This is a genomic window from Pseudomonas sp. DCA-1, assembly GCF_046523955.1.
GTDB lineage: Bacteria > Pseudomonadota > Gammaproteobacteria > Pseudomonadales > Pseudomonadaceae > Aquipseudomonas > Aquipseudomonas putida_Y.
Genome location: NZ_CP169881.1, coordinates 5,688,577 through 5,713,802, shown reverse-complemented (window position 1 = coordinate 5,713,802; position 25,226 = coordinate 5,688,577). Strand labels below are relative to the sequence as shown.

The following is a 25,226-nucleotide window of genomic DNA, read 5'->3' as shown; positions in this document are numbered from 1 at the left end:
AGAACAGTTTGCCTGGGGGGCAATCTCCGATGAATCAACGTAAAAAGCCGGATCTACTGTGGATCCTGGTGTTCATTTTTGGCCTGGGTGTGGTCACTACCGGTTATGCGCAAGGGTTCTGGGAGCGCAAGCTGGACAGCGCCTATCAGATGCCGGTTGACGCCAGCCAGCCACAACGTTGATATCCCCCGCTGGCGCCGCTCAACGTGGCGCCAGGTACCAGCCACGGTCCGAGACCGTGCCTTGCAGTGGTACGTCCCAACTGGCCTGCGCCAGCCGCTCGACCTTCTGGCATTCATGCGCCAGCCCCAGCAGCAACGGTTTTTTCCAGGTTTGCCGACGCGCCTGGTAGGCCAGGCTGCGATCATAGAAGCCACCGCCCATTCCCAGGCGTCCGCCCACTTCGTCAAAACCGACCAGCGGTAGCAGAATCAGATCCAGCGCCCAGATTGGCCGTTGGCGTTTGCGATCGATTATCGGCTCTGGAATACGGAAGCGATTGGGCTTGAGCTTCTCACCCTGCTCAAAACGCTGGAACACCATGCGCGTGCGCGGCCAGGCGTGCAGCACCGGCAGATAGGTGCGCTTGCCGCGACGCTGTGCTTCGCGTAGCAGTAGGCGAGGGTCGATTTCACCGTCGTTGGGCAGGTACAGGGCGATGTGGCGGGCGCGGCGGAACAAGGGGTGTTGCGCCAACTGGCGGTACAGGCCGAGCGTAGCCTGGCGTTGCTGGGCAGGGGTCAGGGCGCGGCGGGCATTGCGAAGCAGGCGACGTAGCTGGGGGCGGGTGAGCGGCACGGTTTCGGTCATGGCACAGGCGGTCCCAGATGTGCTGCCTTATACGAAAAGTGCCTGCGCGGTGACTATTCGTACAAAGCTTGAATAAAGTCGGCCAAAACGAATTGCCCGCCGGGGAGGGCGGGCAAGAGAATTCAGGCTCCCCGATAAGACCGCTATCGGTGTAGCCCTTGAACCCGAAAGTTCAAGGTGGAGATTGCAGGGGGCGTTAAGGCTTTCCGTCGGGCGGACATGCACACCGGCCCCAGCGTGCAACCCCCGTGGTTGTGCGTATCGGCTCAGGGACATAACCGACTGGCGCATCCCCCAGGGAGTGGCGCCAGTATACCAATCTCAGCCGATTTTGGTATCCGTGTCGTCGGACAAAGCCTTATCTACCCGATCCAGCAGGTCGCGCACCTGTTCGCGGTTTGTGCCGCTGACCGGCGCATCATTGCGGTCTTCCTGGCGGTGCAGCATTTCGTGGGTAATGTTCAACGCTGCCATGACCGCGATGCGGTCGGCACCGATCACCTTGCCGCTGCTGCGGATTTCGCGCATTTTGCCGTCCAGGTAGCGCGCAGCGCTGACCAGGTTGTTGCGCTCTTCCGGCGGGCAGATGATCGAGTATTCCTTGTCGAGGATCTGCACAGTGACGCTATTGCTTGAACTCATGAGTCTTGCTCCAGAGCCTTGAGGCGTAAAATCATCGACTCGACTTTGCGCTTGGCGATCTCGTTCTTTTCGATGAGGTGGGCGCGCTCTTCGCGCCAGGATTTTTCCTGAGCTACTAGGAGTGCATTTTGCCGTTTTAGTTGCTCGATGCGTTCGATCAGCAACTCGAATCGGCTCATCAGTGCCTGCAGGTCGTTCTCTTGCGTGGGTTGCACTCGATTCGCTCCGTCGTTGAGTCCCCTGGCGATGATGCCTCTCCCTGGGCGGCAACGGCCAGTGCCGATAGTCTTGGCGCGCCTGCCGATGCTAGGATACAAGGTCTTCATTCTAGACATTGCGCCGTCTGGCGCCTAGCTGCCCATGCCCAATACTCAATCGCCCTACAACGCCTTCGCCATGCTGCTCTCGAGCAATGGTCATCCCGTCACCCCGGCCGAACTGCACGGCCTGCTGATTGGCCGCAGCTGCGCCGGGGCCGGCTTCGATGCCGATGCCTGGTTGGCCGATGCCGCCCAACTGCTGGAAACCGAGCCTGGTGACAGGGTCCGCAATGCCTTGGTCGGTTTGCAGGAAATGGTCAAGGGCGAGCTGACCAGCGACGACATGGCGATCGTCCTGCTGCTGCCTACCGATGATGCTGCACTGAGCGACCGCGCCACCGCGCTGGGCCAGTGGTGCCAAGGCTTCGTGACCGGTTTCGGCCTGAACGCTGGCGGTAAGGACTTGTCCGACGAGGCCAAGGAAGTGCTGCAGGACCTGGTAGCCATTTCGCAGGTCCAGGAAGCGCTCGAAGAGTCCGAAGACGGCGAGAGCGACTACATGGAAGTCATGGAATACCTGCGCGTGGCGCCCCTGCTGCTGTTCTCCGAACTGGCCAAGCCGGCCGCACCCGCGCCCAAGCCCTCGCTGCACTGATCAACCAGGGGTAGTCTGCCCATGAGCCACATTCCCAAGGCCGAGTATGCCCGTCGGCGCAAGGCGCTGATGGCGCAGATGGTCCCCAACAGCATCGCCATTCTGCCCGCCGCCGCAGTTGCCATCCGCAACCGCGACGTCGAGCACGTGTACCGCCAGGACAGCGACTTCCAGTACCTCAGCGGCTTCCCGGAGCCCGAGGCGGTGATTGCTTTGATTCCGGGGCGCGAGCATGGCGAGTACGTGCTGTTCTGCCGTGAACGCAACCCCGAGCGCGAGCTGTGGGACGGCCTGCGGGCGGGCCAGGAAGGGGCAGTGCGCGATTTCGGCGCTGACGATGCCTTCCCCATCACGGATATCGACGAGATCCTGCCTGGCCTGATCGAAGGCCGCGAGCGGGTCTACAGCGCCATGGGCAGCAACCCGGAGTTCGACCGCCGGCTGATGGATTGGATCAACGTGATCCGCTCCAAGGCACGCCTGGGCGCCCAGCCTCCGAACGAGTTCGTTGCGCTGGATCATCTGTTGCACGATATGCGCCTGTATAAATCGGCGGCGGAAGTGAAGGTGATGCGTGCTGCCGCAGATATTTCTGCGCGAGCCCACGTGCGGGCCATGCAGGCCTGCCGGGCCGGGCTGCACGAGTACAGCCTGGAAGCCGAGCTGGATTACGAATTCCGCAAGGGCGGGGCAAAGATGCCGGCCTACGGCTCGATTGTTGCGGCCGGGCGCAATGGCTGCATCCTGCACTACCAACAGAACGATGCGCCGCTCAAGGATGGCGACCTGGTGCTGATCGACGCCGGCTGCGAAATCGACTGCTATGCCAGCGACATCACCCGCACCTTCCCGGTCAGTGGGCGGTTTTCGCCCGAGCAGAAGGCCATCTACGAGCTGGTGCTCAAGGCGCAGGCGGCGGCGTTTGCCGAAATAGCCCCCGGCAAGCACTGGAACCACGCCCATGAGGCGACCGTGCGGGTCATTACCGCGGGCCTGGTGGAGCTGGGCTTGCTCGACGGGGACGTGCAGGCGCTGATCGACAGCGAAGCGTATCGCGCCTTCTACATGCACCGCGCCGGGCACTGGCTGGGCATGGATGTGCACGACGTGGGCGAGTACAAGGTGGGCGGCGAGTGGCGGGTACTGGAACCTGGCATGGCGCTGACCGTGGAACCGGGGATCTACATTGGCGCCGACAATCAGGCCGTGGCCAAAAAGTGGCGCGGTATTGGGGTAAGGATCGAGGATGACGTGGTAGTGACCAGGCAAGGTTGTGAAATCCTGACTTCGGGCGTGCCGCGTACGGTCGCCGAGATCGAGGCGCTGATGCAGGCTGCCCGCAAGGCCGTGGCATGAGCCGGGTGAACCTGGCGATCATTGGCGGCGGCCTGGTTGGCGCAAGCCTGGCTTTGGCCCTGCAGGCCGGCGCCAAGGCGCGCGGCTGGAAGATCCTGCTGATCGAGCCGTTCGCCCCCGGCGACAGCTACCAGCCCAGTTACGATGCACGCTCGTCGGCGTTGTCATTCGGTACCCAGCAGATTTATCAACAACTGGGCCTGTGGCAGGCCATCGGCCGCCGCGCCGAGCCTATCCGGCAGATTCACGTTTCCGACCGTGGTCGCTTTGGCGCCACCCGCCTGGATGCCCTGGAAGAGGGCGTACCGGCGCTGGGTTACGTGGTGGAAAACGCCTGGCTCGGGCAGTGCCTGTGGCAAGGGCTGGACAGCGAGGTGGTCAGCTGGCGCTGCCCGGCGGAAGTCACCTCGATGCAGGCCACCGAACGCGGTTACCGCCTGCGGCTGAACGACGATACCCAACTGGAATGTGACCTGGCGGTACTGGCCGATGGAGGCCGCTCCGGCTTGCGCGAGCAGTTGGGTATCCATGTGCGCCACACGCCGTACCAGCAGAGCGCGTTGATCGCCAACATTACCCCGGGTGAGGCCCATGGCGGCCAGGCTTTCGAGCGCTTCACCGAAGAGGGCCCCATGGCCTTGCTGCCGTTGCCGGAAAACCGCTGCGCACTGGTATGGACCCGTCAGGGCATGGATGCGCGGCGCCTGGCCGACATCGACGAGCGCAGCTTCCTGCGCGAACTGCAGGGCGTGTTCGGCTACCGCCTGGGCGCGCTGCGCCAGGTGGGCGCACGGCACCTCTACCCGCTGTCCTTGATCGAGGCCCAGGAGCAGGTGCGGCCGCACCTGGTGGTGCTGGGCAACGCAGCACACAGCCTGCACCCCATCGCGGGTCAGGGTTTCAATCTGTCGCTGCGTGACGTGCAATCCCTGGCCGAAGCGCTGCTGGCAGGTCCACAGCAGCCTGGCGACCTGACCACGCTGCAGGCCTATCACCAGCGCCAGCGCCTGGACCAGGCGATGACCATCGGCTTCTCCGACCAGGTCACCCGCCTGTTCGGCAGCAATCAGCCGTTGCTGACTGCCGGGCGCAACCTGGGCCTGCTCGGGCTCGACCTGTTGCCACCGGCAAAAAGCTGGTTCGCCCGCCAGGCCATGGGCCTGGGCACCCGTCCTGATCCGCGGGGCCAGGCATGAGCAACCCGCGTAAACTGGCGCGCCGGGCGCGCATGCTGCGCTGGCTGCTGAACCTCTACCCACCGTACCTGGGTGCCGGTATCCGTGTGCAGCACATCAGCCCGGACCTGCGTAGCGTCAAGGTGGCGATGAAGCTGACCCGCTGGAACCGCAATTACGTCGGCACCCAGTTCGGTGGCAGCCTGTATGCCATGGTCGACCCGTTCTACATGCTGCTGCTGATCGAGCAGCTGGGGCGTGACTACATCGTCTGGGACAAGGCCGCCAGCATCGACTTCATCTCGCCGGGCAAAGGCCCGGTCTATGCCGAGCTTCACGTCGGTGACGCACTGCTGGACGAAATCCGCCAGCAGGCAGCCACCGGCAAGAAATGCCTGCCGCGTTTGCAGGTCGATATCCGCGATGGCGCCGGCGAGTTGGTGGCGCGGGTCGATAAAACCCTATATGTGCGGCTCAAGCCGCAAGCGAGGCTGGCGTAAGGCATGGAAATGCGCGCAGATCTGTTGATTGTCGGTGCCGGTATGGTCGGCAGCGCCCTGGCCCTGGCGTTGCGCCACAGTGGCCTGCAAATCCTGTTGCTCGATGGTGGCCCGCTGACGGTCGTACCCTTCGATGCCCAGGCCCCGTTCGAGCCGCGTGTCAGCGCGCTGTCGGCGGCCAGCCAGCGCATCCTCGAGCGCCTTGGCGCTTGGGACGGCATTGCCCAGCGGCGCGCCACGCCGTACTCCGACATGCATGTGTGGGATGGCAGCGGCACCGGGCAGATTCACTTCTCGGCGGCCAGTGTGCATGCCCAGGTGCTCGGCCATATCGTCGAGAACCGCGTGGTGCAGGACAGCCTGCTGGAGCGCCTGCATGACAGCGACATCGGCCTGCTGGCCAATGCGCGGCTGGAGCAGTTGCGCCGCTCTGGCGATGAGTGGCTACTGACCCTGGCGGATGGCCGGCAACTGCGTGCGCCATTGGTGATTGCTGCCGACGGTGCCAATTCGGCGGTGCGGCGTCTGGCCGGCTGCGAAACCCGCGAATGGGACTACCTGCATCATGCCATTGTCACCAGCGTGCGTTGCAGCGCCGGGCACCAGGCCACGGCTTGGCAGCGCTTCACTGACGAAGGTCCGCTGGCTTTCCTGCCGTTGACCCGCGATGGCCAGCAAGACTGGTGCTCGATCGTCTGGTCGACCACCCCGGAGCAAGCCGAGCAACTGATGGCGCTGGATGAAGCTGCCTTCCGGCAGGCTTTGGAACGTGCCTTCGAGGGCCGTCTGGGCCAAGTGTTGCAGGCCGACCCAAGGGTATGCGTGCCGCTGCGCCAACGCCACGCCAAGCGCTATGTGGGTGAAGGCCTGGCGTTGATCGGCGATGCCGCGCACACCATCCACCCGCTGGCTGGGCAGGGTGTGAACCTCGGCTTCCTCGACGCTGCGGTGCTGGCCGAGGTACTGGTCAATGCTTGCGAGCGTGGCGAGCGGTTGGCGGATGTGAAGGTGCTGAGCCGTTACGAGCGACGGCGTATGCCGCACAACCTGGCGTTGATGGCGGCGATGGAGGGCTTCGAGAGGTTGTTCCAGGCCGATCCGCTGCCGTTGCGCTGGTTGCGCAACAGCGGGTTGAAGCTGGTGGAGCAGATGCCGGAGGCCAAGGCGCTGTTTGTGCGCCAGGCGATGGGTTTGAGTGGTGACCTGCCGGATCTGGCCAAGGCTTGAGAGTGCCGGGGTTGCGTAGCAGCCTTTTGCAACATCCGGTAACGGATAGGTAGATGAGCCGGAAAATGGGATTCACTACCATTCGCACCTCTCATACGATCCGAGGAGTGCTTTTCATGTTGCCACGCAAGCCCCTACTGGCCGCCTTGGCCTTGGCCCTGACCCTGTTCGGCGGCACTGCCCAGGCAGCGGACGAAGTTGTGGTGTACTCCTCGCGCATCGACGAGCTGATCAAGCCGGTGTTCGATGCCTATACCGCCAAGACCGGCGTCAAGATCAAGTTCATTACCGACAAGGAAGCCCCGCTGATGCAGCGCATCAAGGCCGAGGGCGACAACGGCGTGGCCGACCTGCTGCTGACCGTCGATGCAGGCAACCTGTGGCAGGCCGAGCAGATGGGCATCCTGCAGCCGATTGAGTCCGACGTCATCGACCAGAACATCCCGTCGCAGTACCGCGCCTCGTCGCACGACTGGACCGGCCTGAGCCTGCGCGCCCGCACCATCATCTACTCCACCGAGCGGGTCAAACCCGAAGAATTGAGCACCTACGAAGCCCTGGCTGACAAACAGTGGGAAGGCCGTCTGTGCCTGCGCACGGCAAAGAAGGTGTACAACCAGTCGCTGACTGCCACCCTGATTGAAACCCACGGTGAGGCCAAGACCGAGCAAATCGTCAAAGGTTGGGTCAACAACCTGTCCACCGATGTGTTCTCCGACGACAATGCGGTGATCCAGGCCATCGAGGCCGGGCAGTGTGATGTGGGCGTGGTCAACACCTACTACTACGGCCGTCTGCACAAGCAGAACCCGAACCTGCCGGTGAAGATCTTCTGGCCCAACCAGGGTGACCGTGGCGTTCACGTGAACCTCTCGGGTATCGGCCTGACCAAGCACGCGCCACACCCGGAAGCCGCGAAGAAACTGGTTGAATGGATGACCGGCGAAGAAGCGCAGAAGCTGTTTGCCGACATCAACCAGGAATTCCCGGCCAACCCGAAGGTGAAACCATCGGAGGAAGTGGCGGCGTGGGGCAGCTTCAAGGCCGACAGCATTCCGGTGGAAATTGCCGGCAAGCGCCAGGCTGAAGCCATCCGCTTGATGGATCGTGCTGGCTACAACTAAGCGCCAGGCCTTATCCTTCCGGGGCCTGTAAGGGCCTCTTCGCGGGCAAGCCCGCTCCTACAGGATCTGCACTGCCTTTGAAGGTTGCGCAGTCCCTGTAGGAGCGGGTTTACCCGCGAACGACCGCGCAGCGGTCGCAATCGCACTCGAGATTTCAGCCTTGCCCCACACCCCTCAACGCCGCTGGTACCTCCCGGTCTCCCTGATTGCCGCCTTGGTGCTGCTGCCCCTGAGTGTGCTGCTGTTGTCCTGGCAATCCATCGACCTGCAGATCTGGTCCCACCTGCTCGACACCCAGATGGGCCGCCTGCTTGGCAATACCCTGACCCTGGTGGTGGGTGTGGGCATTGGTGTCACCGTGCTGGGCGTCAGCCTGGCCTGGCTCACCAGCCTTTGCGACTTCCCTGGTCGACGCTGGCTGGACTGGGCGCTGATGTTACCGTTCGCCATCCCGGCCTACGTGCTGGCGTTTGTCTTCGTCGGCCTGCTGGACTTTGCCGGTCCGGTGCAAAGCGCCCTGCGTGAGGTGTTCGGGCCAATGCGCCTGCCCCGGGTGCGTTCTACCGCAGGGGTAATCACCGTTCTGGTGCTGGTGTTCTATCCCTATGTCTACTTGTTGGCACGCACGGCCTTCCTGGCTCAGGGCAAGGGGCTGATGGAGGCGGCGCGGGTCCTTGGGTTGTCACCCCTGCAGGCGTTCTGGCGGGTGGCCCTGCCCATGGCGCGGCCGGCGATCGGTGCCGGTATCGCCCTGGCGCTGATGGAAACCCTGGCCGACTTCGGTGCAGTGGCCGTATTCAACTTCGACACCTTCACCACGGCTATCTACAAGACCTGGTACGGCTTCTTCAGCTTGTCCAGTGCGGCCCAGTTGGCCAGCTTGCTGTTGCTGGCGGTGATGCTGGTGCTGTACGGCGAGCGCCGCGCCCGGGGTGCCAGCCGCAGCGGCAACGAGCGACCACGCGTGCAGGCGCTTTATCAACTGCGTGGTCTCAAGGCGCTGCTGGCCAGTGGCTGGTGCCTGCTGGTGTTCGCCTGCGCTTTCGTCATCCCGCTGCTGCAGTTGCTGGCGTGGTTCTGGCAACGCGGCCGGCATGACCTGGATGAGCGTTATGTCGGCCTGGTGCTGCACACCCTGTACCTGGGCAGCATGGCGGCGCTGGTCACGGTAGGCGTGGCGCTGCTGCTGGCCTTTGCCCGGCGCCAGGCACCGACGGGCGGTATCCGCGCCGGGGTTGGCCTGGCCAATCTGGGGTATGCCCTGCCCGGTTCGGTGTTGGCGGTATCGATCATGCTGGCCTTCAGTTATCTCGACAACCACCTGGTCATCCCGCTGTCCAGCTGGATGGGCGGCGCCGGCAAGCCGCTGCTGCTAGGCAGCCTCTCGGCGTTGCTGCTGGCCTACCTGGTGCGCTTCATCGCGGTGGCCTACGGGCCGCTGGAGAGCAGCCTGGAGCGTATCCGCCCGTCACTCCCCGAAGCCTCGCGCAGCCTGGGTGTAGGCGGCGCTAGATTGTTTTTCAAGGTGTATCTGCCGCTGCTGGTACCCGGTGCCCTTAGTGCCGCGCTGCTGGTGTTCGTCGATGTGCTCAAGGAAATGCCCGCCACCTTGCTGATGCGACCGTTCGGCTGGGACACCCTCGCCGTGCGGGTGTTCGAGATGACCAGCGAGGGCGAGTGGGCCCGAGCCTCGCTGCCGGCACTGACCTTGGTATTGGTGGGGCTGCTGCCGGTCATCGGCCTGATTCGCCGTTCGGCACGTCGACCCGGTCACAGTCACTGAGGATGTCAGCTTGCGACCTTGCGGCTACAATGCGCGGCATTCGCGCGGCGGGTGTGAGTAACAAGAAAAGCTGACGACCCAACGTCATCGACCGCCGCCGCTTCGCCACGCCCGGAAGGAGAAACCCATGGGACAGCGCACGCTTTTGTATGACCTGCACCTGGCGCTAGGCGCCAAGACGGTCGATTTCGGTGGCTGGGACATGCCCCTGCACTATGGCTCGCAGGTCGAGGAGCACCACCAGGTGCGCAGCGATTGCGGCGTCTTTGATGTCTCCCATATGACCGTGATCGATGTCGACGGCACTGATGCCACCGTTTGGCTGCAGCGCTTGCTGGCCAACGATGTGGCCCGCCTCGACGATACCGGCAAGGCGTTGTATAGCCCACTGCTGCACGAACAGGGCGGGGTGATCGATGATCTGATCGTCTACCGCACGGAAACTGGCTATCGCCTGGTCACCAATGCCGCCACCCGTGCCAAGGTGCTCGATTGGCTGCAATTGCAGCGTGCCGGTTTTTCCGTGGGCTTCCAGGTCCGGCCTGATCTGGCCATCCTTGCCATCCAGGGGCCGCATGCCCGCGAAAAGGTCGCGGCCCTGCTCAGCGCCGGGCGCGCAGCTCTCATTCGCGAACTGCGCCCGTTTGAAGGCGTTGCCGACGGCGACTGGTTCATTGCCCGCACCGGCTATACCGGTGAGGACGGCCTGGAGATCATCTTCCCAGGCGATCAGGCGGTGGCCTTCTTCAACGACCTGGTCGGCGCCGGTATCGCCCCAAGCGGCCTGGGCGCCCGCGATACCCTGCGCCTGGAAGCTGGCATGAACCTGTACGGCCAGGACATCGACGAAAACCACACCCCGCTCACCTCCAACCTGGGCTGGAGTATCGCCTGGGAACCGGCCGAGCGCGACTTCATCGGCCGTGCCGGCCTGCTTGCGGAAATCGAGCACGGCGTGCAAGAAAAACTGGTGGGTCTGGTGCTGGAAGAGCGCGGTGTACTGCGCGCCCATCAGGTAGTACGTGTAGCCGGTATTGGCGAAGGGGAGATCACCAGTGGTAGTTTCTCGCCTACGCTGAGCAAGTCCATTGCGTTGGCGCGCGTGCCAATGGCTACCGGTGATCGGGCCGAGGTGGAAATTCGCGGCAAGTGGTACCCGGTGCGGGTGGTCAAACCGACCTTCGTGCGCCACGGCAAGATCCTGATCTGAACAATTTATAACCGGCGGGCCTACCGCTGAGCCAATCGAGGAATTCAAGACATGAGCAATATCCCCGCCGACCTGCGTTTTGCCGAAAGCCATGAGTGGGCTCGCCTGGAAGCCGACGGTAGCGTGACCGTGGGTATCAGCGATCACGCCCAGCAAGCCTTGGGTGATGTGGTGTTCGTCGAGCTGGCTGAAGTCGGCAAAGTGTTTGGTGCTGGCGACGCTGCGGGTGTGGTGGAGTCGGTCAAGGCCGCTTCGGACATCTACGCCCCGGTCGGTGGCGAAGTGATTGCGGTCAACGAAGAGCTGGCCGATAGCCCGGAACTGCTCAACGAAGAGCCTTACGGTTCGTGGATCTTCAAATTGAAGCCCAGCAACCCGGCCGAGCTGGACAAGTTGCTGGATGCGGCTGGCTACCAGGCGCTGATTGGCGAGTAAGACCGCGTCGCTTGCTTCGCGGCTAAAGCCGCTCCTACACAGGTACAGCGCTGCATTCGAGACGGGTGCAGCCCCTGTGGGAGCGGCTTTAGCCGCGAAGAGGCCGGGCCTGCAAACAAGTTTCCCCGCACAATCGGCAATCCCTTCCTAGACTTGTAAGTCTCCATGAGGCCTGGTCTAGGAAGAGAGCGTCGTCATGTCCCAGTCGCCATCCCTGCATCAACTGCAAGAGCTCAACCCATTTTTGCGCCGCCACCTGGGCCCCGATGCCACAGAGCAGCAGGCCATGCTCAACGCGCTGGGTATCAACAGCCGCAACGAACTGATCGAGCAAACCGTTCCGCCAGACATCCGCCTCAATCGCCCCCTCGACCTGCCTGCGGCACTGGACGAGCAAGCCGCCCTGGCCAAGCTCGCCGGCTACGCCGAACAGAACCAGGTCTGGACCAGCCTCATCGGCATGGGCTACCACGGCACCATCACCCCCACGGTCATCCTGCGCAACGTGCTGGAGAACCCTGGCTGGTACACCGCCTACACGCCCTACCAACCCGAAATTGCCCAAGGCCGGCTGGAGGCGCTGCTGAACTTCCAGCAAATGGTCATCGACCTCACTGGCCTGGCTCTGGCCAATGCCTCGCTGCTCGATGAAGCCACCGCTGCCGCCGAAGCCATGGCCCTGGCCAAGCGGGTGGCACGCAACAAGAGCAACGCCTTCTTCGCCGACGAGCACTGCCATCCGCAGACCCTTTCGGTACTCAAGACCCGCGCCGAGGGCTTCGGCTTCGAGCTGATCGTCGACTCTGTGGATAACCTTGCCAAACACTCGGTGTTCGGTGCTTTGCTGCAGTACCCCGACACCCACGGTGAAGTGCGCGACTTGCGCCCGCTGATCGACCAGGTGCACAGCCAGCAGGCCTTGGCCTGCGTGGCCGCGGACTTGCTCAGCCTGGTAGTGTTGGCGCCGCCCGGAGAACTGGGCGCCGATGTAGTGCTGGGCTCGACCCAGCGCTTTGGTGTGCCGATGGGTTACGGCGGGCCTCACGCGGCCTACTTCGCCTGTCGCGACGACTACAAGCGGGCTATGCCGGGACGCATCATCGGCGTGTCGCGCGATGCCCGTGGCAACACCGCACTACGTATGGCCCTGCAGACCCGCGAGCAGCATATTCGCCGCGAAAAGGCCAACTCCAACATCTGCACGGCCCAGGTGCTGCTGGCCAACATTGCTGGCTTCTACGCGGTTTACCATGGCCCGGAAGGCCTGCAGCGCATCGCTCAGCGTGTGCACCGGCTGACCTTCATCCTGGCTGCCGGCCTCGAGGCCAAAGGCATCAAACGCCTCAATCAACACTTCTTCGACACCCTTACCCTGGATGTTGGCGGTGCCCAGGCGGCCATCATTGAAAGCGCCGAGGCCGCGCACATCAATTTGCGTATTCTCGGTCGCGGGCACCTGGGGGTGAGCCTGGATGAAACCTGCAACGAACAGACGGTGCTGCGCCTGCTCGACATCTTCCTGGGGGTGGATCATGGCCTGGAAATCACCGCCCTCGACCAGCTGGCCCTGCCTGAAGGTATCCCTGCCAGCCTGGTGCGACGCACGCCATTCCTCGCCCACCCCGTGTTCAACCTGCATCACAGCGAAACAGAGATGCTGCGCTATCTCAAGCAGCTAGAGAACAAGGACCTGGCGCTTAACCAGTCGATGATCCCGTTGGGCTCGTGCACCATGAAACTCAACGCCACCAGTGAGATGATCCCCATCACCTGGCCCGGTTTTGCCCAGCTGCACCCGTTCGCCCCGGCGGCCCAGGCAGCAGGCTACAAGGCGATGATCGACGAACTGGAAAGCTGGCTGTGCGCGATCACCGGCTTCGATGCGATCTGCATGCAGCCTAACTCCGGTGCTCAGGGTGAATACGCCGGCCTGATGGCCATCACGCGCTATCACCGCAGCCGCCATCAGCCGATGCGCACGTTGTGCCTGATCCCGTCGTCGGCCCACGGCACCAACCCGGCGTCGGCACAGATGGCCGGCATGGAAGTGGTGATCGTCGATTGCGACAACGATGGCAACGTCGACCTGGCTGACCTCAAGGCCAAGGCACACGCGGCCGGTGAGCGTCTGTCGTGCCTGATGATCACCTACCCCTCGACCCACGGTGTGTACGAAGAGGGGATACGCGAAATCTGCGAGGTGGTGCACCAGCACGGCGGCCAGGTTTACATGGACGGTGCCAACCTCAATGCCCAGGTGGGCCTGGCGCGCCCCGCAGACATTGGGGCCGATGTTTCACACATGAACCTGCACAAGACGTTCTGCATTCCCCACGGTGGCGGCGGTCCAGGCATGGGGCCGATCGGTATCCGCGCGCACCTCAAGCCGTTCGTCGCCAGCCACCCGGTAGTGCCGGTGCCTGGGTTGGACCCGAACAATAGCGCGGTCAGCGCCGCCCCTTGGGGCAGTGCAAGCATCTTGCCGATAAGCTGGATGTACATCGCCATGATGGGCCCGCAGCTGGCCGACGCCAGCGAGGTGGCTATCCTCTCGGCCAACTATCTCGCCAGCCAGTTGGGCGCGGCGTTCCCGGTGCTCTACCGCGGACGCAACCAGCGTGTGGCGCATGAGTGCATCCTTGACCTACGGCCGTTGAAGGCACTGACAGGCATCAGCGAAGAGGACGTGGCCAAGCGCCTGATGGACTATGGCTTCCACGCACCGACCATGTCCTTCCCGGTGCCGGGCACGCTGATGGTGGAGCCGACCGAGAGTGAATCGAAGGCTGAGCTGGATCGGTTTGTCGAAGCGATGTTGGCGATTCGCGCGGAAATTGACGAAGTACAGCAGGGCAACTGGCCAGCGGAGAACAACCCGCTGAAGCATGCACCGCATACCTTGGCTGATGTGCTGGGGGTATGGGACAGGCCGTATAGCCTGGAGCAGGCGGTGGCCCCCAGTGCTCACGTGCGCCAGCACAAGTACTGGCCGGCGGTGAACCGGGTAGACAACGTGTATGGGGACAGGAACCTGTTCTGTGCGTGTGTGCCGGTGGAGGCTTATCGCTGAGGTTGGTGTTGGATGCTTCGCGGGTTTACCCGCGAAGCAGGCGACGCGGTTACTCGGCTACCGCATTCTTGGCCAGGATGGCATTGGCCAGTTCCATGTCGGATGCCTGCATCCCTGGGTTCTCTGCCCGTGCCTCGCGCATGGCCGCTTCCAGGAACGGCCCGCGGATCTCGCCTTCGCTGGCGACGAAGCTGCTGGCGTCATCCTGCGCGGCCACTACCAGCTTGTGATCCCGCGAGGTCAGGTAGCTCGACGCCGTGGTAGCACCGGACGTCATCACGTTACGCCAGAAGGTATCGGCCATGGCCGAGCCAAGAGGCAGCGAAAGCAAGGTAGCAGCGGCAATGGCGGTTTTGAGACGCATGTTGAAACACCTCGAAGGGTGATGGTTGAAGATGCGCGCTTGGATCTTTTCGGACAAGGCAAGTTCCTTGAATACAAAGGACTTTTCGTCAGTTGCAGACGCGCAGCACTTCCTCGGCACGGGTCTGCCCAGCGGCTACTTTGGCCTCGCCGCAACGGCGCAGGTCAACCAGTCCATCGGCCAGCGCCTGGCGCCGCAAACGGGTCAGGTCGGCATGCGGGCCGATCAATGCGCGCAAGGCATCGCTGGGCTCGAGCAGTTCGAATAATCCCGTGCGCCCCTGAAAGCCGGTACCGCGGCAAGCTCGGCAGGCGGGTGATGAACCTGCCTGGCAGTCGGTGCAGACGGTTCGCACCAGGCGCTGGGCCATCACCCCGATAAGCGTCGCCTTGATCAGGTAGTCGGCCACACCCAGCTCTTGCAAGCGGGTGATGGCTGCGCAGGCATCGTTGGTATGCAGGGTCGACAGCACCAGGTGCCCGGTCAGCGCTGCCTGCACCGCTACCAGGGCGGTTTCGCGGTCGCGGATTTCGCCGATCATGATGATGTCGGGGTCTTGGCGCAGCATGGCCCTGACCGCGTTGGCAAACCCCAGGTCCAGCGCGGGCTGCACCTGCAGCTGGTTGAAGGCTGGTTCCAGACGCTCGATCGGGTCTTCGATGGTGCACAGGTTGACCTGTGGTGTGGCCAGCAGTTTGAGGCTGGTGTACAGCGTGCTGGTCTTGCCGGAGCCGGTGGGGCCGGTGACCAGGATGATGCCTTGGCGTTGACGTAGCAGGCTCTGCCATTGGGCCAGTTGCTGGCCGTGCAAGCCAAGGCGTTCGAAGCCTTCTTGCAACTGTTGCGGGTCGAACAGGCGCAGCACCAGTTTTTCGCCAAACGGGGTGGGCAGGGTCGAAAGCCGCAGCTCCACCTCGCCACCACCGGGCAGGCGGCTTTGCAGCCGGCCGTCCTGCGGCCGGCGCTTCTCTGCAACGTCCATGCGGCCCAGGTGTTTAAGGCGGCTGACGAGGGCCAGGGTGACCCCGGCGGGGAAGGCATAGACGGTGTGCAGCAGGCCGTCGATGCGGTAGCGCAATTGGCCCTGTTCGCGGCGTGGCTCCAGGTGGATATCGCTGGCGCGTTGCTCAATGGCGTACTGCAACAGCCAGTCGACGATATGCACGATATGTGCGTCGTCTGCGCTGGCCTCGGCCTGGCGTTTGCCCAGCTCCAGCAATTGCTCAAGTTCCCCCAGGCTGGCCGACTGCTGGTATTGCGCGCCTTTTACCGACTGGGCCAGGCGGTGGAACGACTGCGCCGACTGACGGATCTGCTGCGGGCTGGCCAGTACGCGACGGATCGACCGGCCGAGGCTGCGGGCCAGGTCGGCTTGCCAGTCATCCTGGAAAGGCTGGGCGCTGGCGACGGTGACGCTGGAGGCATCGGCCGCGACGATGAGGATGCCGTGGCGCTGGGCGAAGGCAGGGGAAATCAGGCCGGTGACCTGGGGCAGGTCGAGTTGCATGGGGTCGATGCGCAGGTAGGGTTGTCCGACCTTGTCGGCCAGCCACTGGCAAAGGTGCTCCAGGTCCAGGGGCTGGCCGGGGCGCTGGCGGCTTTCCAGGCTGCAGGCGGCGATGTGTTCCAGCGGGTGGCTAGCGGGGTGGGTGGCGGCGTGTTCGAGTACTTGCAGGGTATCGCTGGCGTGCAGGTGCTGGTCAGCGAGCAGGGCCTGAAGCACGCGCTTGAGGTCGAGTGCCGGGTTGTCGGGGGTGTGCATGGTTGGCGTCCGTGCCTGATCGGGTAGTGCTGATCAAGGCTAGCCCGGCGGCGGGAGACTATTGGAGGTGAAAGGTTTCGGGATTTTGCTGCGTCTGTACCGGAGCGCTTCGCGGGTGAACCCGCTGCTACTGGGATCGCGCGGGCCTTGAGTGCTATTCGGTACAGGTCCAGCAGAGAGGGTTCAGACCACTGCCAACGCCACCCGCTGGACATTGGTCAGGCTCACCTCACCTACACACACCAGGTTACGCAGTTTTTGTGCAATTACCTCGGCCCGATGCCAGCTCAACCCGCCGATACCGACCTCGATATCCAGCCAGTCATCCTGCTGGCTGACCTGCACGCTATGCGGGGTCAGGAACTGCAAGGCAAACAGGTTGAGCACCCGGCACAGGCTATCGGGCTCGGCCTCGGCCTGCAGGCGATAGTGCACGGTGCTGTGGGCGTTGGTGGCGGCCCAGGCGTCGGTACGGGGCTGTGCGTTCATGCTGGTCTCCGCAAATGAGGGAGAAATTCTTGCACGTTGGTGGCGGTATTTTTTCGCTATGATTGGGTGGTTTCGTCTTATTAGTGAATTCTTTTATTCAAAAAAATCTGATTTGGAGAATAAACAATGCACAGCGAGCTGGACGCCTACGACCGTCGCATCCTCGAACTGCTGCAGGAGGACGCTTCGCTGTCCAGTGCACAGATCGCCGAGCGCGTCGGGCTGTCGCAATCGCCGTGCTGGCGGCGCATTCAGCGCTTGAAGGAAGAGGGGGTGATTCGTGGGCAGGTGACCTTGCTGGACCGCAAGAAGGTCGGCCTGAACACGCAGATTTTCGCCGAAGTGAAACTGAACGCCCACGGGCGCTCCAACTTCACCGAGTTCACCGAGGCGATCCGCGGGTTCCCTGAGGTGCTGGAGTGTTATGTGCTGATGGGAGCTGTGGACTTTCTGCTGCGAATCGTCACGTCGGACATCGAGGCCTACGAGCGGTTCTTCTTCGAAAAACTGTCGAACGTGCCGGGGATTCAGGAGGTGAATTCGATTGTGGCGCTTTCCGAGATCAAGTCCACCACTAGCCTGCCACTATCGCGTTGAGGCCATTCGCGGGTAAACCCGCTCCTACACTGGCCCCACGCCTGGCGCGGATCGTATGTAGGAGCGGGTTTACCCGCGAAGCAGGCGGCGCGGTATCACGCCTTGAGCAGGTGCTTCCAGCCGCGGCTCTGGTCCACCGCCCGAGCCTGTTCGATACGCGCTTCCAGTACTTCATCGCTGATAGGCTGCTCGGCCAGCTCGTGCAGCTTTTTCAGGTCGCCGTACAAGCGGTCCATCTGCGGCGCTTCCAGCACCTGGCGGGCGTGGTGCAGCCAGGCCAGAAGCTGCTCGATACGTGGCAACTGCTCGGCCAGGTCTTCCGGGCGCTGGGTGTACAGCGGCAGCTTCAACGCGCGGCCTTCCTCGCCCAGCAGATGCCCCAGCCAGCTGGCCAGTTGCGCTTTGCCCTGGCGTTCGCCGCGGCCCTTGCGCTCTGCGGTCCAGGTACGGGCCGTCAGCCAGCGTGAGGTTTCCAGCGAGAACTGGCCCCAGCGTACGTCTTCCAGTTCTTCGGCAAACTGCTCGGGTGCGGCGCGACGGATGTCTTCGTCATCGTTGCCGGCCTGCACCAGCGGGCGCCAGTCTTCAAGCAAGGCATCAAGGCTGGTGCGCAGGTCGCGGGTGGTAGCGCGCGGTGCTGCCTGGCCCAGGCTGGCGGTGAGTGCGCGCAGCTCGCTCAGGCACTCGACCCAGTCCTGCAACAGGCGCCAGTGGCCGTTGTGGCGGTACTGCTCGGCCAGGCGCTGGCTGCTGGCCAGCAGCTGCCAGGCGAGGGCGGCATAGGCGTCGTCCAAGGCCATTTCGGCTTCCAACGCGGTGTGCGGCAGGTCCAGCTCGTAGCTGTCCGGTTCCAGCAGGCGGTAACCGCGCTCAGCCTTGCTGATGTCGCACGGCATCAGTGGCAGGCTGGCGGCCAGTTCTGCGGCCAGTTCCAGCAGGGCTTGCGGCTCACCTTCGCGCAGTTCCAGCTCCAGCTCGCAGATCTCTTCCTTGCGCTTGCCGGCGATCACGAAGCCTTGGTCCAGCGCAGCCTCGATCACCACCTTGCTCTTGCCACGGCCCCAGGCGATTTCAGCGTATTCACGGCTGAAATCGGTGGTGAACAGTGGCTTGATGGTTTTCTTGTCCAGGTTGGCCAGTTGCTCGGGCCAGCAGGTGGCGTCCAGTTTCTTCAGGTCGAGCTTGACCTTGTCCAGGTTCCATTCGTACTCGTTGCGCTCGGACAGGCCGGCCACGCTCTGGCCGCGGCACTTGAGGGTTTGAATGATCGCGTCGCCATCGCGGCGCAGGCGCAGGGCGACACGGGCGGCGGACAGTTCACGCTCGGGGGTATCGAAGTACTGGTTGAGCAGTTCACGGGTCTGCCAGCCGGACTTGTTGCGCTTTTTCAGCAGAGGGTGCTCGCGCAGGGCGGCAAGGGTCTCGCGGCTGGCGCGGAGCTTCAGTTCGGTTTCTTTGTGCATCACAGACTCGAAAGAGGGGGCGTGGTTGGCAAGGAGTTTACAGCAGTCGGCTGTCGACTGTTGGATCGTGGTGGCTTCTTCGCGGGCTTGCCCGCTCCCACAGGTAACGCGTAGCACTTGAGGGCAGCGAAACCCTGTAGGAGGGCGAGCCCGCGAAGAAGCCCATGGGGTTGCCCTGCGAACGATAGGCATTGTTATGATGGGCAACGTTTCCGAGGAGTACGCGCATGCCGTTGCCGACGCTGAAAGACCAGTTTGCCGCCTTGATCGCCGCGCCTTCGGTCAGCTGTACCCAACCTGCGCTGGACCAGTCCAACCGCCAGGTTATCGACCTGCTGGCCGGTTGGCTCGGCGACCTGGGTTTCAAGTGCGATATCCAGCAGGTCAGCCCCGGCAAGTTCAACCTGCTGGCCAGCCGTGGCACCGGCCCGGGAGGGCTGGTGCTGGCCGGGCACAGCGATACCGTGCCCTATGACGAACAGCTGTGGGCCAGCGACCCGTTGAAGCTTACCGAGACCGATGGCCGCTGGGTCGGCCTGGGCAGCTGCGACATGAAGGGCTTCTTCGCCCTGGTCATCGAAGCGGTCATCCCGCTGCTGGAGCACGACTTCAAGGAGCCGCTGCTGATCCTTGCCACCTGCGACGAAGAAAGCTCCATGTCCGGCGCCCGTGCCCTGGCCGAGGCCGGCCAGCCTCTGGGCCGTGCAGCGATCATCGGTGAGCCTACCGGGCTGCGGCCGATCCGCATGCACAAGGGCATCCTCATGGACCGCATCGACATCCTCGGTCGCAGCGGCCATTCGTCGGACCCAAGCCTGGGGCGCAGCGCCATGGAGGCCATGCATGCGGTCATGGGTGAGCTGATGGGCCTGCGCCAGCAGTGGCAACAAACCTATAGCAACCCGCAATTCACCGTGCCGACCCCGACCATGAACTTCGGCTGCATCCACGGCGGCGACAACCCCAACCGTATCTGCGGCCAGTGCGCCCTGGAGTTCGACCTGCGGCCACTGCCTGGCATGGACGTGGAGCAACTGCGCGCGGCCATTCGCGAAAAATTGCTGCCGGTTGCAGAGCGCCATGAGGTGCGCATCGACTATGCGCCGCTGTTCCCGGAGGTGCCGCCGTTCGAGCAGGCTGCCGATGTCGAACTGGTACAGGTCGCGGAGCGCCTGACCGGCCATCGCGCTGAAGCGGTGGCGTTCGGCACCGAAGCACCTTATCTTCAGCAACTGGGCTGCCAGACCATTGTGCTGGGCCCTGGCGACATTGCCTGTGCCCACCAGCCCGGCGAATACCTTGAAATGTCACGAATCGAGCCTACCGTGCGTCTATTGCGTGACCTGATCCGGCACTATTGCCTGCACTAAACGTCAATCGAACTGATTCGTTCCTGCCTAGAGGAGACCGCGCGTGACCGCAAGCCTGTTCCGACGATGATCCTGAACGCCCCCTGCATCGCCGTTCTCCGTCCACTTATCCACAGGCTCTGTCATGCCCGATTACGTCAACTGGCTGCGTCATGCATCCCCCTATATCAATGCCCATCGCGACTGCACCTTCGTGGTCATGCTCCCTGGCGATGGGGTGGAACACCCTAATTTCGGCAACATCGTCCACGACCTGGTGCTGCTGCACAGCCTGGGCGTGCGCCTGGTGCTGGTGCATGGCTCGCGCCCGCAGATCGAAAGCCGGCTGGCTGATCGCGGGCTGACCCCGCACTACCACCGGGGCATGCGTATTACTGATGCGGCCACCCTGGACTGCGTGATCGATGCCGTCGGCGCCCTGCGCCTGGCCATTGAAGCGCGGCTGTCGATGGACATCGCCGCTTCGCCCATGCAGGGCTCGCGCCTGCGCGTGGCCTCCGGCAACCTGGTCACTGCGCGGCCGATCGGCGTGCTCGAAGGCGTGGACTACCACCACACTGGCGAAGTGCGCCGGGTCGACCGCAAGGGCATCAGCCGCCTGCTCGACGAGCGCTCCATCGTACTGTTGTCGCCCTTGGGCTACTCGCCTACCGGGGAAATCTTCAACCTGGCCTGCGAAGACGTGGCTACCCGCGCGGCCATCGAACTGGGTGCCGACAAATTGTTGCTGTTCGGCGCCGAGCCGGGCTTGTTGGACGCTGACGGTAGGCTGGTGCGCGAACTGCGCCCGCAGCAGGTTGCCCCGCATCTGCAGCGTCTTGGCAGCGACTACCAGGGCGAACTGCTGGATGCTGCGGCCGAGGCCTGCAAAGGCGGCGTGGCGCGCAGCCATATCGTCAGCTATGCCGAGGACGGCGCGCTGCTCACCGAGCTGTTCACCCGTGGCGGTGGCGGTACGCTGGTGTCGCAGGAACAGTTCGAAGTGGTGCGCGAGGCAACTATCGAGGATGTGGGTGGCTTGCTGGAGTTGATCAGCCCGCTGGAAGAGCAGGGCATCCTGGTGCGCCGTTCGCGCGAAGTGCTGGAGCGAGAGATCGAGCAGTTCAGCGTGGTCGAGCGCGAGGGCATGATCATCGCCTGTGCGGCGCTGTACCCGATTGCCGATTCCGAGGCCGGCGAGCTGGCTTGCCTGGCGGTGAACCCGGAGTACCGCCATGGCGGGCGTGGGGACGAGCTGCTGGAACGGATCGAGAGCCGGGCACGGCAGATGGGCTTGAGCACTTTGTTCGTGCTGACTACGCGCACGGCGCACTGGTTCCGCGAGCGCGGCTTTGCGCCGAGTGGCGTGGAGCGACTGCCGGCGGCGCGGGCTTCGCTGTACAACTACCAGCGCAATTCGAAGATTTTCGAGAAGCCCCTGTAAGCGTGGGCCGCCCACTTCGCGGGCTCGCCCGCTCCCACAGGGTAATTTCGAGGGCTGAAGCCTGTGGCTTACCTGTGGGAGCGTGCGTGCCCCCGAAGCAGGCGACACCGGTCTCAAACAAAAAACGCCGCCCTTGAGGGGCGGCGTTTTTGTTTACACGGTATGCAGGTACCAGTTGTACTCGAGGTCGGAGATCGAGTGCTCGAACTCTTCCAGCTCGCTTTCCTTGCACGCGACAAAGATGTCGATGTACTTCGGATCGATGTACTTGTTCAGGATCTCGCTGTCGTCCAGCTCGCGCAGGGCATCGCGCAGGTTGTTCGGCAGGCTTTGCTCCAGCTGCTCGTACGAGTTGCCTTCGATCGGCTCGCCCGGCTCGACCTTGTTGGTCAGGCCATGGTGTACGCCTGCCAGCACCGCAGCCATCATCAGGTACGGGTTGGCGTCGGCACCGGCTACGCGGTGCTCGATGCGCACGGCGTCCGCAGAACCCGTTGGCACGCGCAGCGCCACGGTGCGGTTGTCCAGGCCCCAGCTTGGCGCGTTCGGCACGTAGAACTGCGCGCCAAAGCGGCGGTACGAGTTGACGTTCGGGCAAAGGAATGCCATGGACGCGGGCAGGGTCTCGAGCACACCGCCGACAGCGTGACGTAGCGCGGCGTTCTGCTCGGGATCCTCGCTGGTGAAGATGTTGTTGCCATCTTTGTCCAGCACGGAAATGTGCACGTGCAGGCCGTTGCCTGCCTGGCCCGGGTAGGGCTTGGCCATGAAAGTGGTGTCCATTTCATGGTCGTAGGCGATGTTCTTGATCAACCGCTTGAGCAGTACCGCGTAGTCGCAGGCCTTGAGCGGGTCGGCCACGTGGTGCAGGTTGACTTCGAACTGCGCCGGGGCGCTTTCCTTGACGATGGCATCGGCCGGGATGCCTTGTTCTTTCGCGCCTTCAAGGATGTCCTGCAGGCAGTCGGCATATTCGTCGAGGTCGTCGATCAGGTACACCTGGGTCGACTGCGGGCGCTTGCCCGAAATTGGCGAGCGTGGTGGCTGCGGGCGGCCGTTCACGTTCTCCTGGTCGATCAGGTAGAACTCCAGTTCGAATGCGGCGCAGATAGTCAGGCCCAGTTCGTCGAACTTGGTCACCACCTGACGCAGCACTTCGCGCGGGTCGGCGAAGAACGGCTCGCCTTCCAGTTCGTGCATGGTCATCAGCAGCTGGGCGGTGGGGCGCTTTTGCCACGGCTCGTTACAGAGCGTGTCGGGGATTGGATAGCAGATGCGGTCAGCATCGCCGATGTCCAGGCCCAGCCCGGTGCTTTCGACGGTGGAACCGTTGATGTCCAGGGCGAAGAGGGAGGCCGGCAGGTTGATGCCTTTCTCGTAAACCTTGTGGAGGCTGGTGCGCTCAATGCGCTTGCCACGCACCACACCATTCATATCTGCAATCAGAAGGTCAACGTAGAGAACCTCAGGATGTTCCTTAAGGAACGCGTTCGCTTCGTTAAGCTGAACGGCACGCGGGGGTACCGACATGATGCAACACCTTTGTTGTTAAAAATATCAATCAAGGGGGGCTTGCAAGACCAGTCAATCGAAAAGCCATACTGATGTCAAGCCAACCCCATGATGCCCTGAAATGGCACATCTACGGCAGATTTGCTGCATATCGGGGCAAACCATTATCCGCTATTTCCTGCGTAAAGGGCTATCTCCGGTGCGCCGTGTTTTATTTTTTACGGAGGTGTTGTGTAAAAAAATGAACAAGGCTAAGCTCGGTCTCAACCCAGAACACAATAATACGAGGGTCACATGGTCCGCTTGCCGCGACCTGAAAGCACTGCCTGCGCAGTGCCAACAGGCACTTCCGTCATTTTTGCAAGCTTCGTCAATGGCGTGGTCGCCCTGGCCGCAATAATTGACGTTTCGCGTTCCCGGACCGGTCCTCGCAGCGGCTTGCCGCCCTTCGCTTCGTCTTCCTGCCTTTTGAACTCATTACGGACACAGCTGATTTCAGTGTATCCACTGTGGCTCTGCGCGTGGGTTTTTGCTTTAGCAATCTACTCCATCCAGAATCAAGTCGTGGACCACCTTACCTCCTGAGGTATTTATGAGTAACAACCTCGACCAGCTCACCGATTGGTTGAAAGAGCACAAGATTACCGAAGTCGAATGCATGATCAGCGACCTGACCGGCATCACGCGCGGCAAGATTTCGCCAACCAACAAATTCATCGCCGAAAAAGGCATGCGGCTGCCCGAGAGCGTGCTGCTGCAGACCGTGACCGGTGACTACGTCGACGACGACATCTATTACGAACTGCTCGACCCGGCAGACATCGACATGATCTGCCGCCCTGACGAGAACGCCGTGTTCCTCGTGCCGTGGGCTATCGAACCGACCGCACAGGTCATCCACGACACCTACGACAAGAAGGGCAACCCGGTCGAACTGTCGCCGCGCAACGTGCTGAAAAAAGTGCTCAAGCTCTACGCCGACAAGGGCTGGCAGCCGATCGTCGCCCCCGAGATGGAGTTCTACCTGACCAAGCGCAGCGAGGACCCGGACTTTCCGTTGCAGCCCCCGGTCGGCCGTTCAGGTCGCCCGGAAACCGGCCGTCAGTCGTTCTCGATCGAAGCTGCCAACGAATTCGACCCGCTGTTCGAAGATGTCTACGACTGGTGCGAGCTGCAGCAACTGGACCTCGACACGCTGATCCACGAAGACGGCACGGCGCAGATGGAAATCAACTTCCGTCACGGCGACGCCCTGCACCTGGCCGACCAGATCCTGGTGTTCAAGCGCACCATGCGCGAGGCGGCGCTCAAGCACAACGTGGCCGCCACCTTCATGGCCAAACCGATGACCGGCGAGCCGGGCAGTGCCATGCATCTTCACCAGAGCGTGGTCGACGTGGCGACCGGCAAGAACATCTTCAGCAATGAAGACGGCAGCATGAGCGAGCTGTTCCTCAACCACATCGGCGGCCTGCAGAAGTTCATCCCCGAGGCGCTGCCGCTGTTCGCGCCCAACGTCAACTCGTTCCGCCGCTTCCTGCCCGACACCTCGGCGCCGGTGAACGTGGAGTGGGGCGAAGAAAACCGCACCGTCGGCCTGCGCGTACCGGATGCCGGCCCGCAAAGCCGGCGCGTCGAAAACCGCCTGCCGGGCGCCGACGCCAACCCTTACCTGGCCATCGCCGCCAGCCTGCTGTGTGGCTACATCGGCATGGTCGAAGGTATCGAGGCCAGCGCGCCAGTGCAGGGCCGTGGTTACGAACGCCGCAACCTGCGCCTGCCCCTGACCATCGAAGACGCCCTGGAACGCATGGAAAACAGCCGTGCGCTGGTGCAGTACCTGGGCAAGAAATTCATTACCGGATATGTCGCCACCAAGCGCGCCGAGCACGAAAACTTCAAGCGCGTCATCAGTTCCTGGGAGCGTGAGTTCCTGCTGTTCGCTGTCTGATCAACCCTGGTGCCGCAGGAGCGCGGCGGTCCAATAACGGAGAAGCAC

Annotated in this window: 23 protein-coding genes and 1 other RNA gene; 15 read left to right on the top strand and 9 right to left on the bottom strand. The window is 63.1% G+C overall.

All coding sequences use genetic code 11. The features are described from left to right. Positions 1-29: 29 nt before the first annotated feature. Positions 30-182, top strand: coding sequence for a hypothetical protein (locus ACE4QZ_RS26775; protein WP_021783531.1), 153 nt, complete (start codon positions 30-32; stop codon positions 180-182). Between the two features lie 19 nt (positions 183-201). On the opposite strand, the gene ACE4QZ_RS26770 is transcribed toward ACE4QZ_RS26775, so the two are convergent. The 4 genes from ACE4QZ_RS26770 to ACE4QZ_RS26755 all read right to left on the bottom strand — a co-directional run bounded on the left by ACE4QZ_RS26770 (position 202) and on the right by ACE4QZ_RS26755 (position 1,631). Beyond that, positions 202-810: a 5-formyltetrahydrofolate cyclo-ligase gene (locus tag ACE4QZ_RS26770; protein WP_021783532.1), complete on the bottom strand. Its 609-nt coding sequence runs from the start codon at positions 808-810 to the stop codon at positions 202-204. Between the two features lie 124 nt (positions 811-934). Further along, a non-coding RNA gene (gene ssrS / locus ACE4QZ_RS26765) (6S RNA) lies at positions 935-1,114 on the bottom strand. Between the two features lie 17 nt (positions 1,115-1,131). Then, positions 1,132-1,452, bottom strand: a complete 321-nt coding sequence (locus tag ACE4QZ_RS26760; RefSeq protein WP_003253687.1) for a cell division protein ZapA — start codon at positions 1,450-1,452, stop codon at positions 1,132-1,134. After that, entirely contained in the window at positions 1,449-1,631 is a 183-nt protein-coding gene (locus ACE4QZ_RS26755) for a TIGR02449 family protein (protein ID WP_031322377.1), read from the bottom strand. The genes ACE4QZ_RS26760 and ACE4QZ_RS26755 overlap by 4 nt, the downstream gene beginning before the upstream one ends. A gap of 181 nt (positions 1,632-1,812) precedes the next feature. Between ACE4QZ_RS26755 and ACE4QZ_RS26750 the strand changes: the two genes are divergently transcribed. The 10 genes from ACE4QZ_RS26750 (at position 1,813) to gcvP (ending at position 14,247) form a co-directional block, all read left to right on the top strand. Next, positions 1,813-2,367, top strand: a complete 555-nt coding sequence (locus ACE4QZ_RS26750; RefSeq protein ID WP_021783534.1) for a YecA family protein — start codon at positions 1,813-1,815, stop codon at positions 2,365-2,367. 21 nt (positions 2,368-2,388) lie between these two features. Continuing rightward, positions 2,389-3,723: a Xaa-Pro aminopeptidase gene (gene pepP / locus ACE4QZ_RS26745; protein ID WP_021783535.1), complete on the top strand. Its 1,335-nt coding sequence runs from the start codon at positions 2,389-2,391 to the stop codon at positions 3,721-3,723. Continuing rightward, positions 3,720-4,919 (top strand): 2-octaprenyl-6-methoxyphenyl hydroxylase, encoded by a 1,200-nt coding sequence (gene ubiH, locus ACE4QZ_RS26740; protein WP_021783536.1) that lies wholly within the window; start codon positions 3,720-3,722, stop codon positions 4,917-4,919. The genes pepP and ubiH overlap by 4 nt, the downstream gene beginning before the upstream one ends. Next, on the top strand, positions 4,916-5,398 hold the full coding sequence (locus ACE4QZ_RS26735; protein ID WP_021783537.1) for a DUF4442 domain-containing protein: 483 nt from the start codon (positions 4,916-4,918) through the stop codon (positions 5,396-5,398). The genes ubiH and ACE4QZ_RS26735 overlap by 4 nt, the downstream gene beginning before the upstream one ends. A gap of 9 nt (positions 5,399-5,407) precedes the next feature. Further along, the gene (locus tag ACE4QZ_RS26730) at positions 5,408-6,625 is read left to right on the top strand and encodes a 2-octaprenyl-3-methyl-6-methoxy-1,4-benzoquinol hydroxylase (protein ID WP_173401667.1); all 1,218 of its coding nucleotides are present in this window, start codon (positions 5,408-5,410) and stop codon (positions 6,623-6,625) included. A 116-nt stretch (positions 6,626-6,741) separates the two neighbouring features. Then, entirely contained in the window at positions 6,742-7,749 is a 1,008-nt protein-coding gene (locus ACE4QZ_RS26725; protein WP_021783539.1) for an extracellular solute-binding protein, read from the top strand. A gap of 160 nt (positions 7,750-7,909) precedes the next feature. Further along, complete coding sequence (locus ACE4QZ_RS26720) at positions 7,910-9,532, top strand: ABC transporter permease (RefSeq protein WP_021783540.1); 1,623 nt, start codon at positions 7,910-7,912, stop codon at positions 9,530-9,532. Positions 9,533-9,659: 127 nt separating this feature from the next. Further along, on the top strand, positions 9,660-10,742 hold the full coding sequence (gcvT, locus tag ACE4QZ_RS26715) for a glycine cleavage system aminomethyltransferase GcvT (RefSeq protein WP_021783541.1): 1,083 nt from the start codon (positions 9,660-9,662) through the stop codon (positions 10,740-10,742). A 51-nt stretch (positions 10,743-10,793) separates the two neighbouring features. Beyond that, entirely contained in the window at positions 10,794-11,177 is a 384-nt protein-coding gene (gene gcvH / locus ACE4QZ_RS26710) for a glycine cleavage system protein GcvH (protein ID WP_003253706.1), read from the top strand. Between the two features lie 196 nt (positions 11,178-11,373). Next, a complete protein-coding gene (gene gcvP / locus ACE4QZ_RS26705; protein WP_021783542.1) occupies positions 11,374-14,247 on the top strand; it encodes an aminomethyl-transferring glycine dehydrogenase in 2,874 nt (957 codons plus the stop codon). A 49-nt stretch (positions 14,248-14,296) separates the two neighbouring features. Here gcvP and ACE4QZ_RS26700 read toward each other — a convergent pair whose 3' ends face one another. The 3 genes from ACE4QZ_RS26700 to ACE4QZ_RS26690 all read right to left on the bottom strand — a co-directional run bounded on the left by ACE4QZ_RS26700 (position 14,297) and on the right by ACE4QZ_RS26690 (position 16,862). Further along, on the bottom strand, positions 14,297-14,611 hold the full coding sequence (locus ACE4QZ_RS26700) for a DUF2388 domain-containing protein (protein WP_028698223.1): 315 nt from the start codon (positions 14,609-14,611) through the stop codon (positions 14,297-14,299). Between the two features lie 88 nt (positions 14,612-14,699). Continuing rightward, positions 14,700-16,373: a GspE/PulE family protein gene (locus ACE4QZ_RS26695; RefSeq protein WP_021783544.1), complete on the bottom strand. Its 1,674-nt coding sequence runs from the start codon at positions 16,371-16,373 to the stop codon at positions 14,700-14,702. Between the two features lie 183 nt (positions 16,374-16,556). Next, complete coding sequence (locus ACE4QZ_RS26690; RefSeq protein ID WP_021783545.1) at positions 16,557-16,862, bottom strand: hypothetical protein; 306 nt, start codon at positions 16,860-16,862, stop codon at positions 16,557-16,559. A gap of 126 nt (positions 16,863-16,988) precedes the next feature. Here ACE4QZ_RS26690 and ACE4QZ_RS26685 point away from each other — a divergent pair, with 126 nt between their 5' ends. Beyond that, entirely contained in the window at positions 16,989-17,459 is a 471-nt protein-coding gene (locus tag ACE4QZ_RS26685) for an Lrp/AsnC family transcriptional regulator (protein WP_003253717.1), read from the top strand. Between the two features lie 95 nt (positions 17,460-17,554). Here the strand turns inward: ACE4QZ_RS26685 and ACE4QZ_RS26680 are convergent, their stop codons facing one another. Continuing rightward, positions 17,555-18,922, bottom strand: coding sequence for an inorganic triphosphatase (locus ACE4QZ_RS26680; protein WP_021783546.1), 1,368 nt, complete (start codon positions 18,920-18,922; stop codon positions 17,555-17,557). A gap of 227 nt (positions 18,923-19,149) precedes the next feature. Between ACE4QZ_RS26680 and argE the strand changes: the two genes are divergently transcribed. Next, a complete protein-coding gene (argE, locus tag ACE4QZ_RS26675) occupies positions 19,150-20,292 on the top strand; it encodes an acetylornithine deacetylase (protein ID WP_021783547.1) in 1,143 nt (380 codons plus the stop codon). A gap of 124 nt (positions 20,293-20,416) precedes the next feature. Continuing rightward, positions 20,417-21,715: an amino-acid N-acetyltransferase gene (gene argA, locus ACE4QZ_RS26670; protein WP_003253723.1), complete on the top strand. Its 1,299-nt coding sequence runs from the start codon at positions 20,417-20,419 to the stop codon at positions 21,713-21,715. Between the two features lie 153 nt (positions 21,716-21,868). Here argA and ACE4QZ_RS26665 read toward each other — a convergent pair whose 3' ends face one another. Continuing rightward, positions 21,869-23,245: a glutamine synthetase family protein gene (locus ACE4QZ_RS26665; protein WP_021783548.1), complete on the bottom strand. Its 1,377-nt coding sequence runs from the start codon at positions 23,243-23,245 to the stop codon at positions 21,869-21,871. 574 nt (positions 23,246-23,819) lie between these two features. Here ACE4QZ_RS26665 and ACE4QZ_RS26660 point away from each other — a divergent pair. After that, entirely contained in the window at positions 23,820-25,178 is a 1,359-nt protein-coding gene (locus ACE4QZ_RS26660; protein ID WP_003253727.1) for a glutamine synthetase family protein, read from the top strand. Positions 25,179-25,226: the final 48 nt, after the last annotated feature.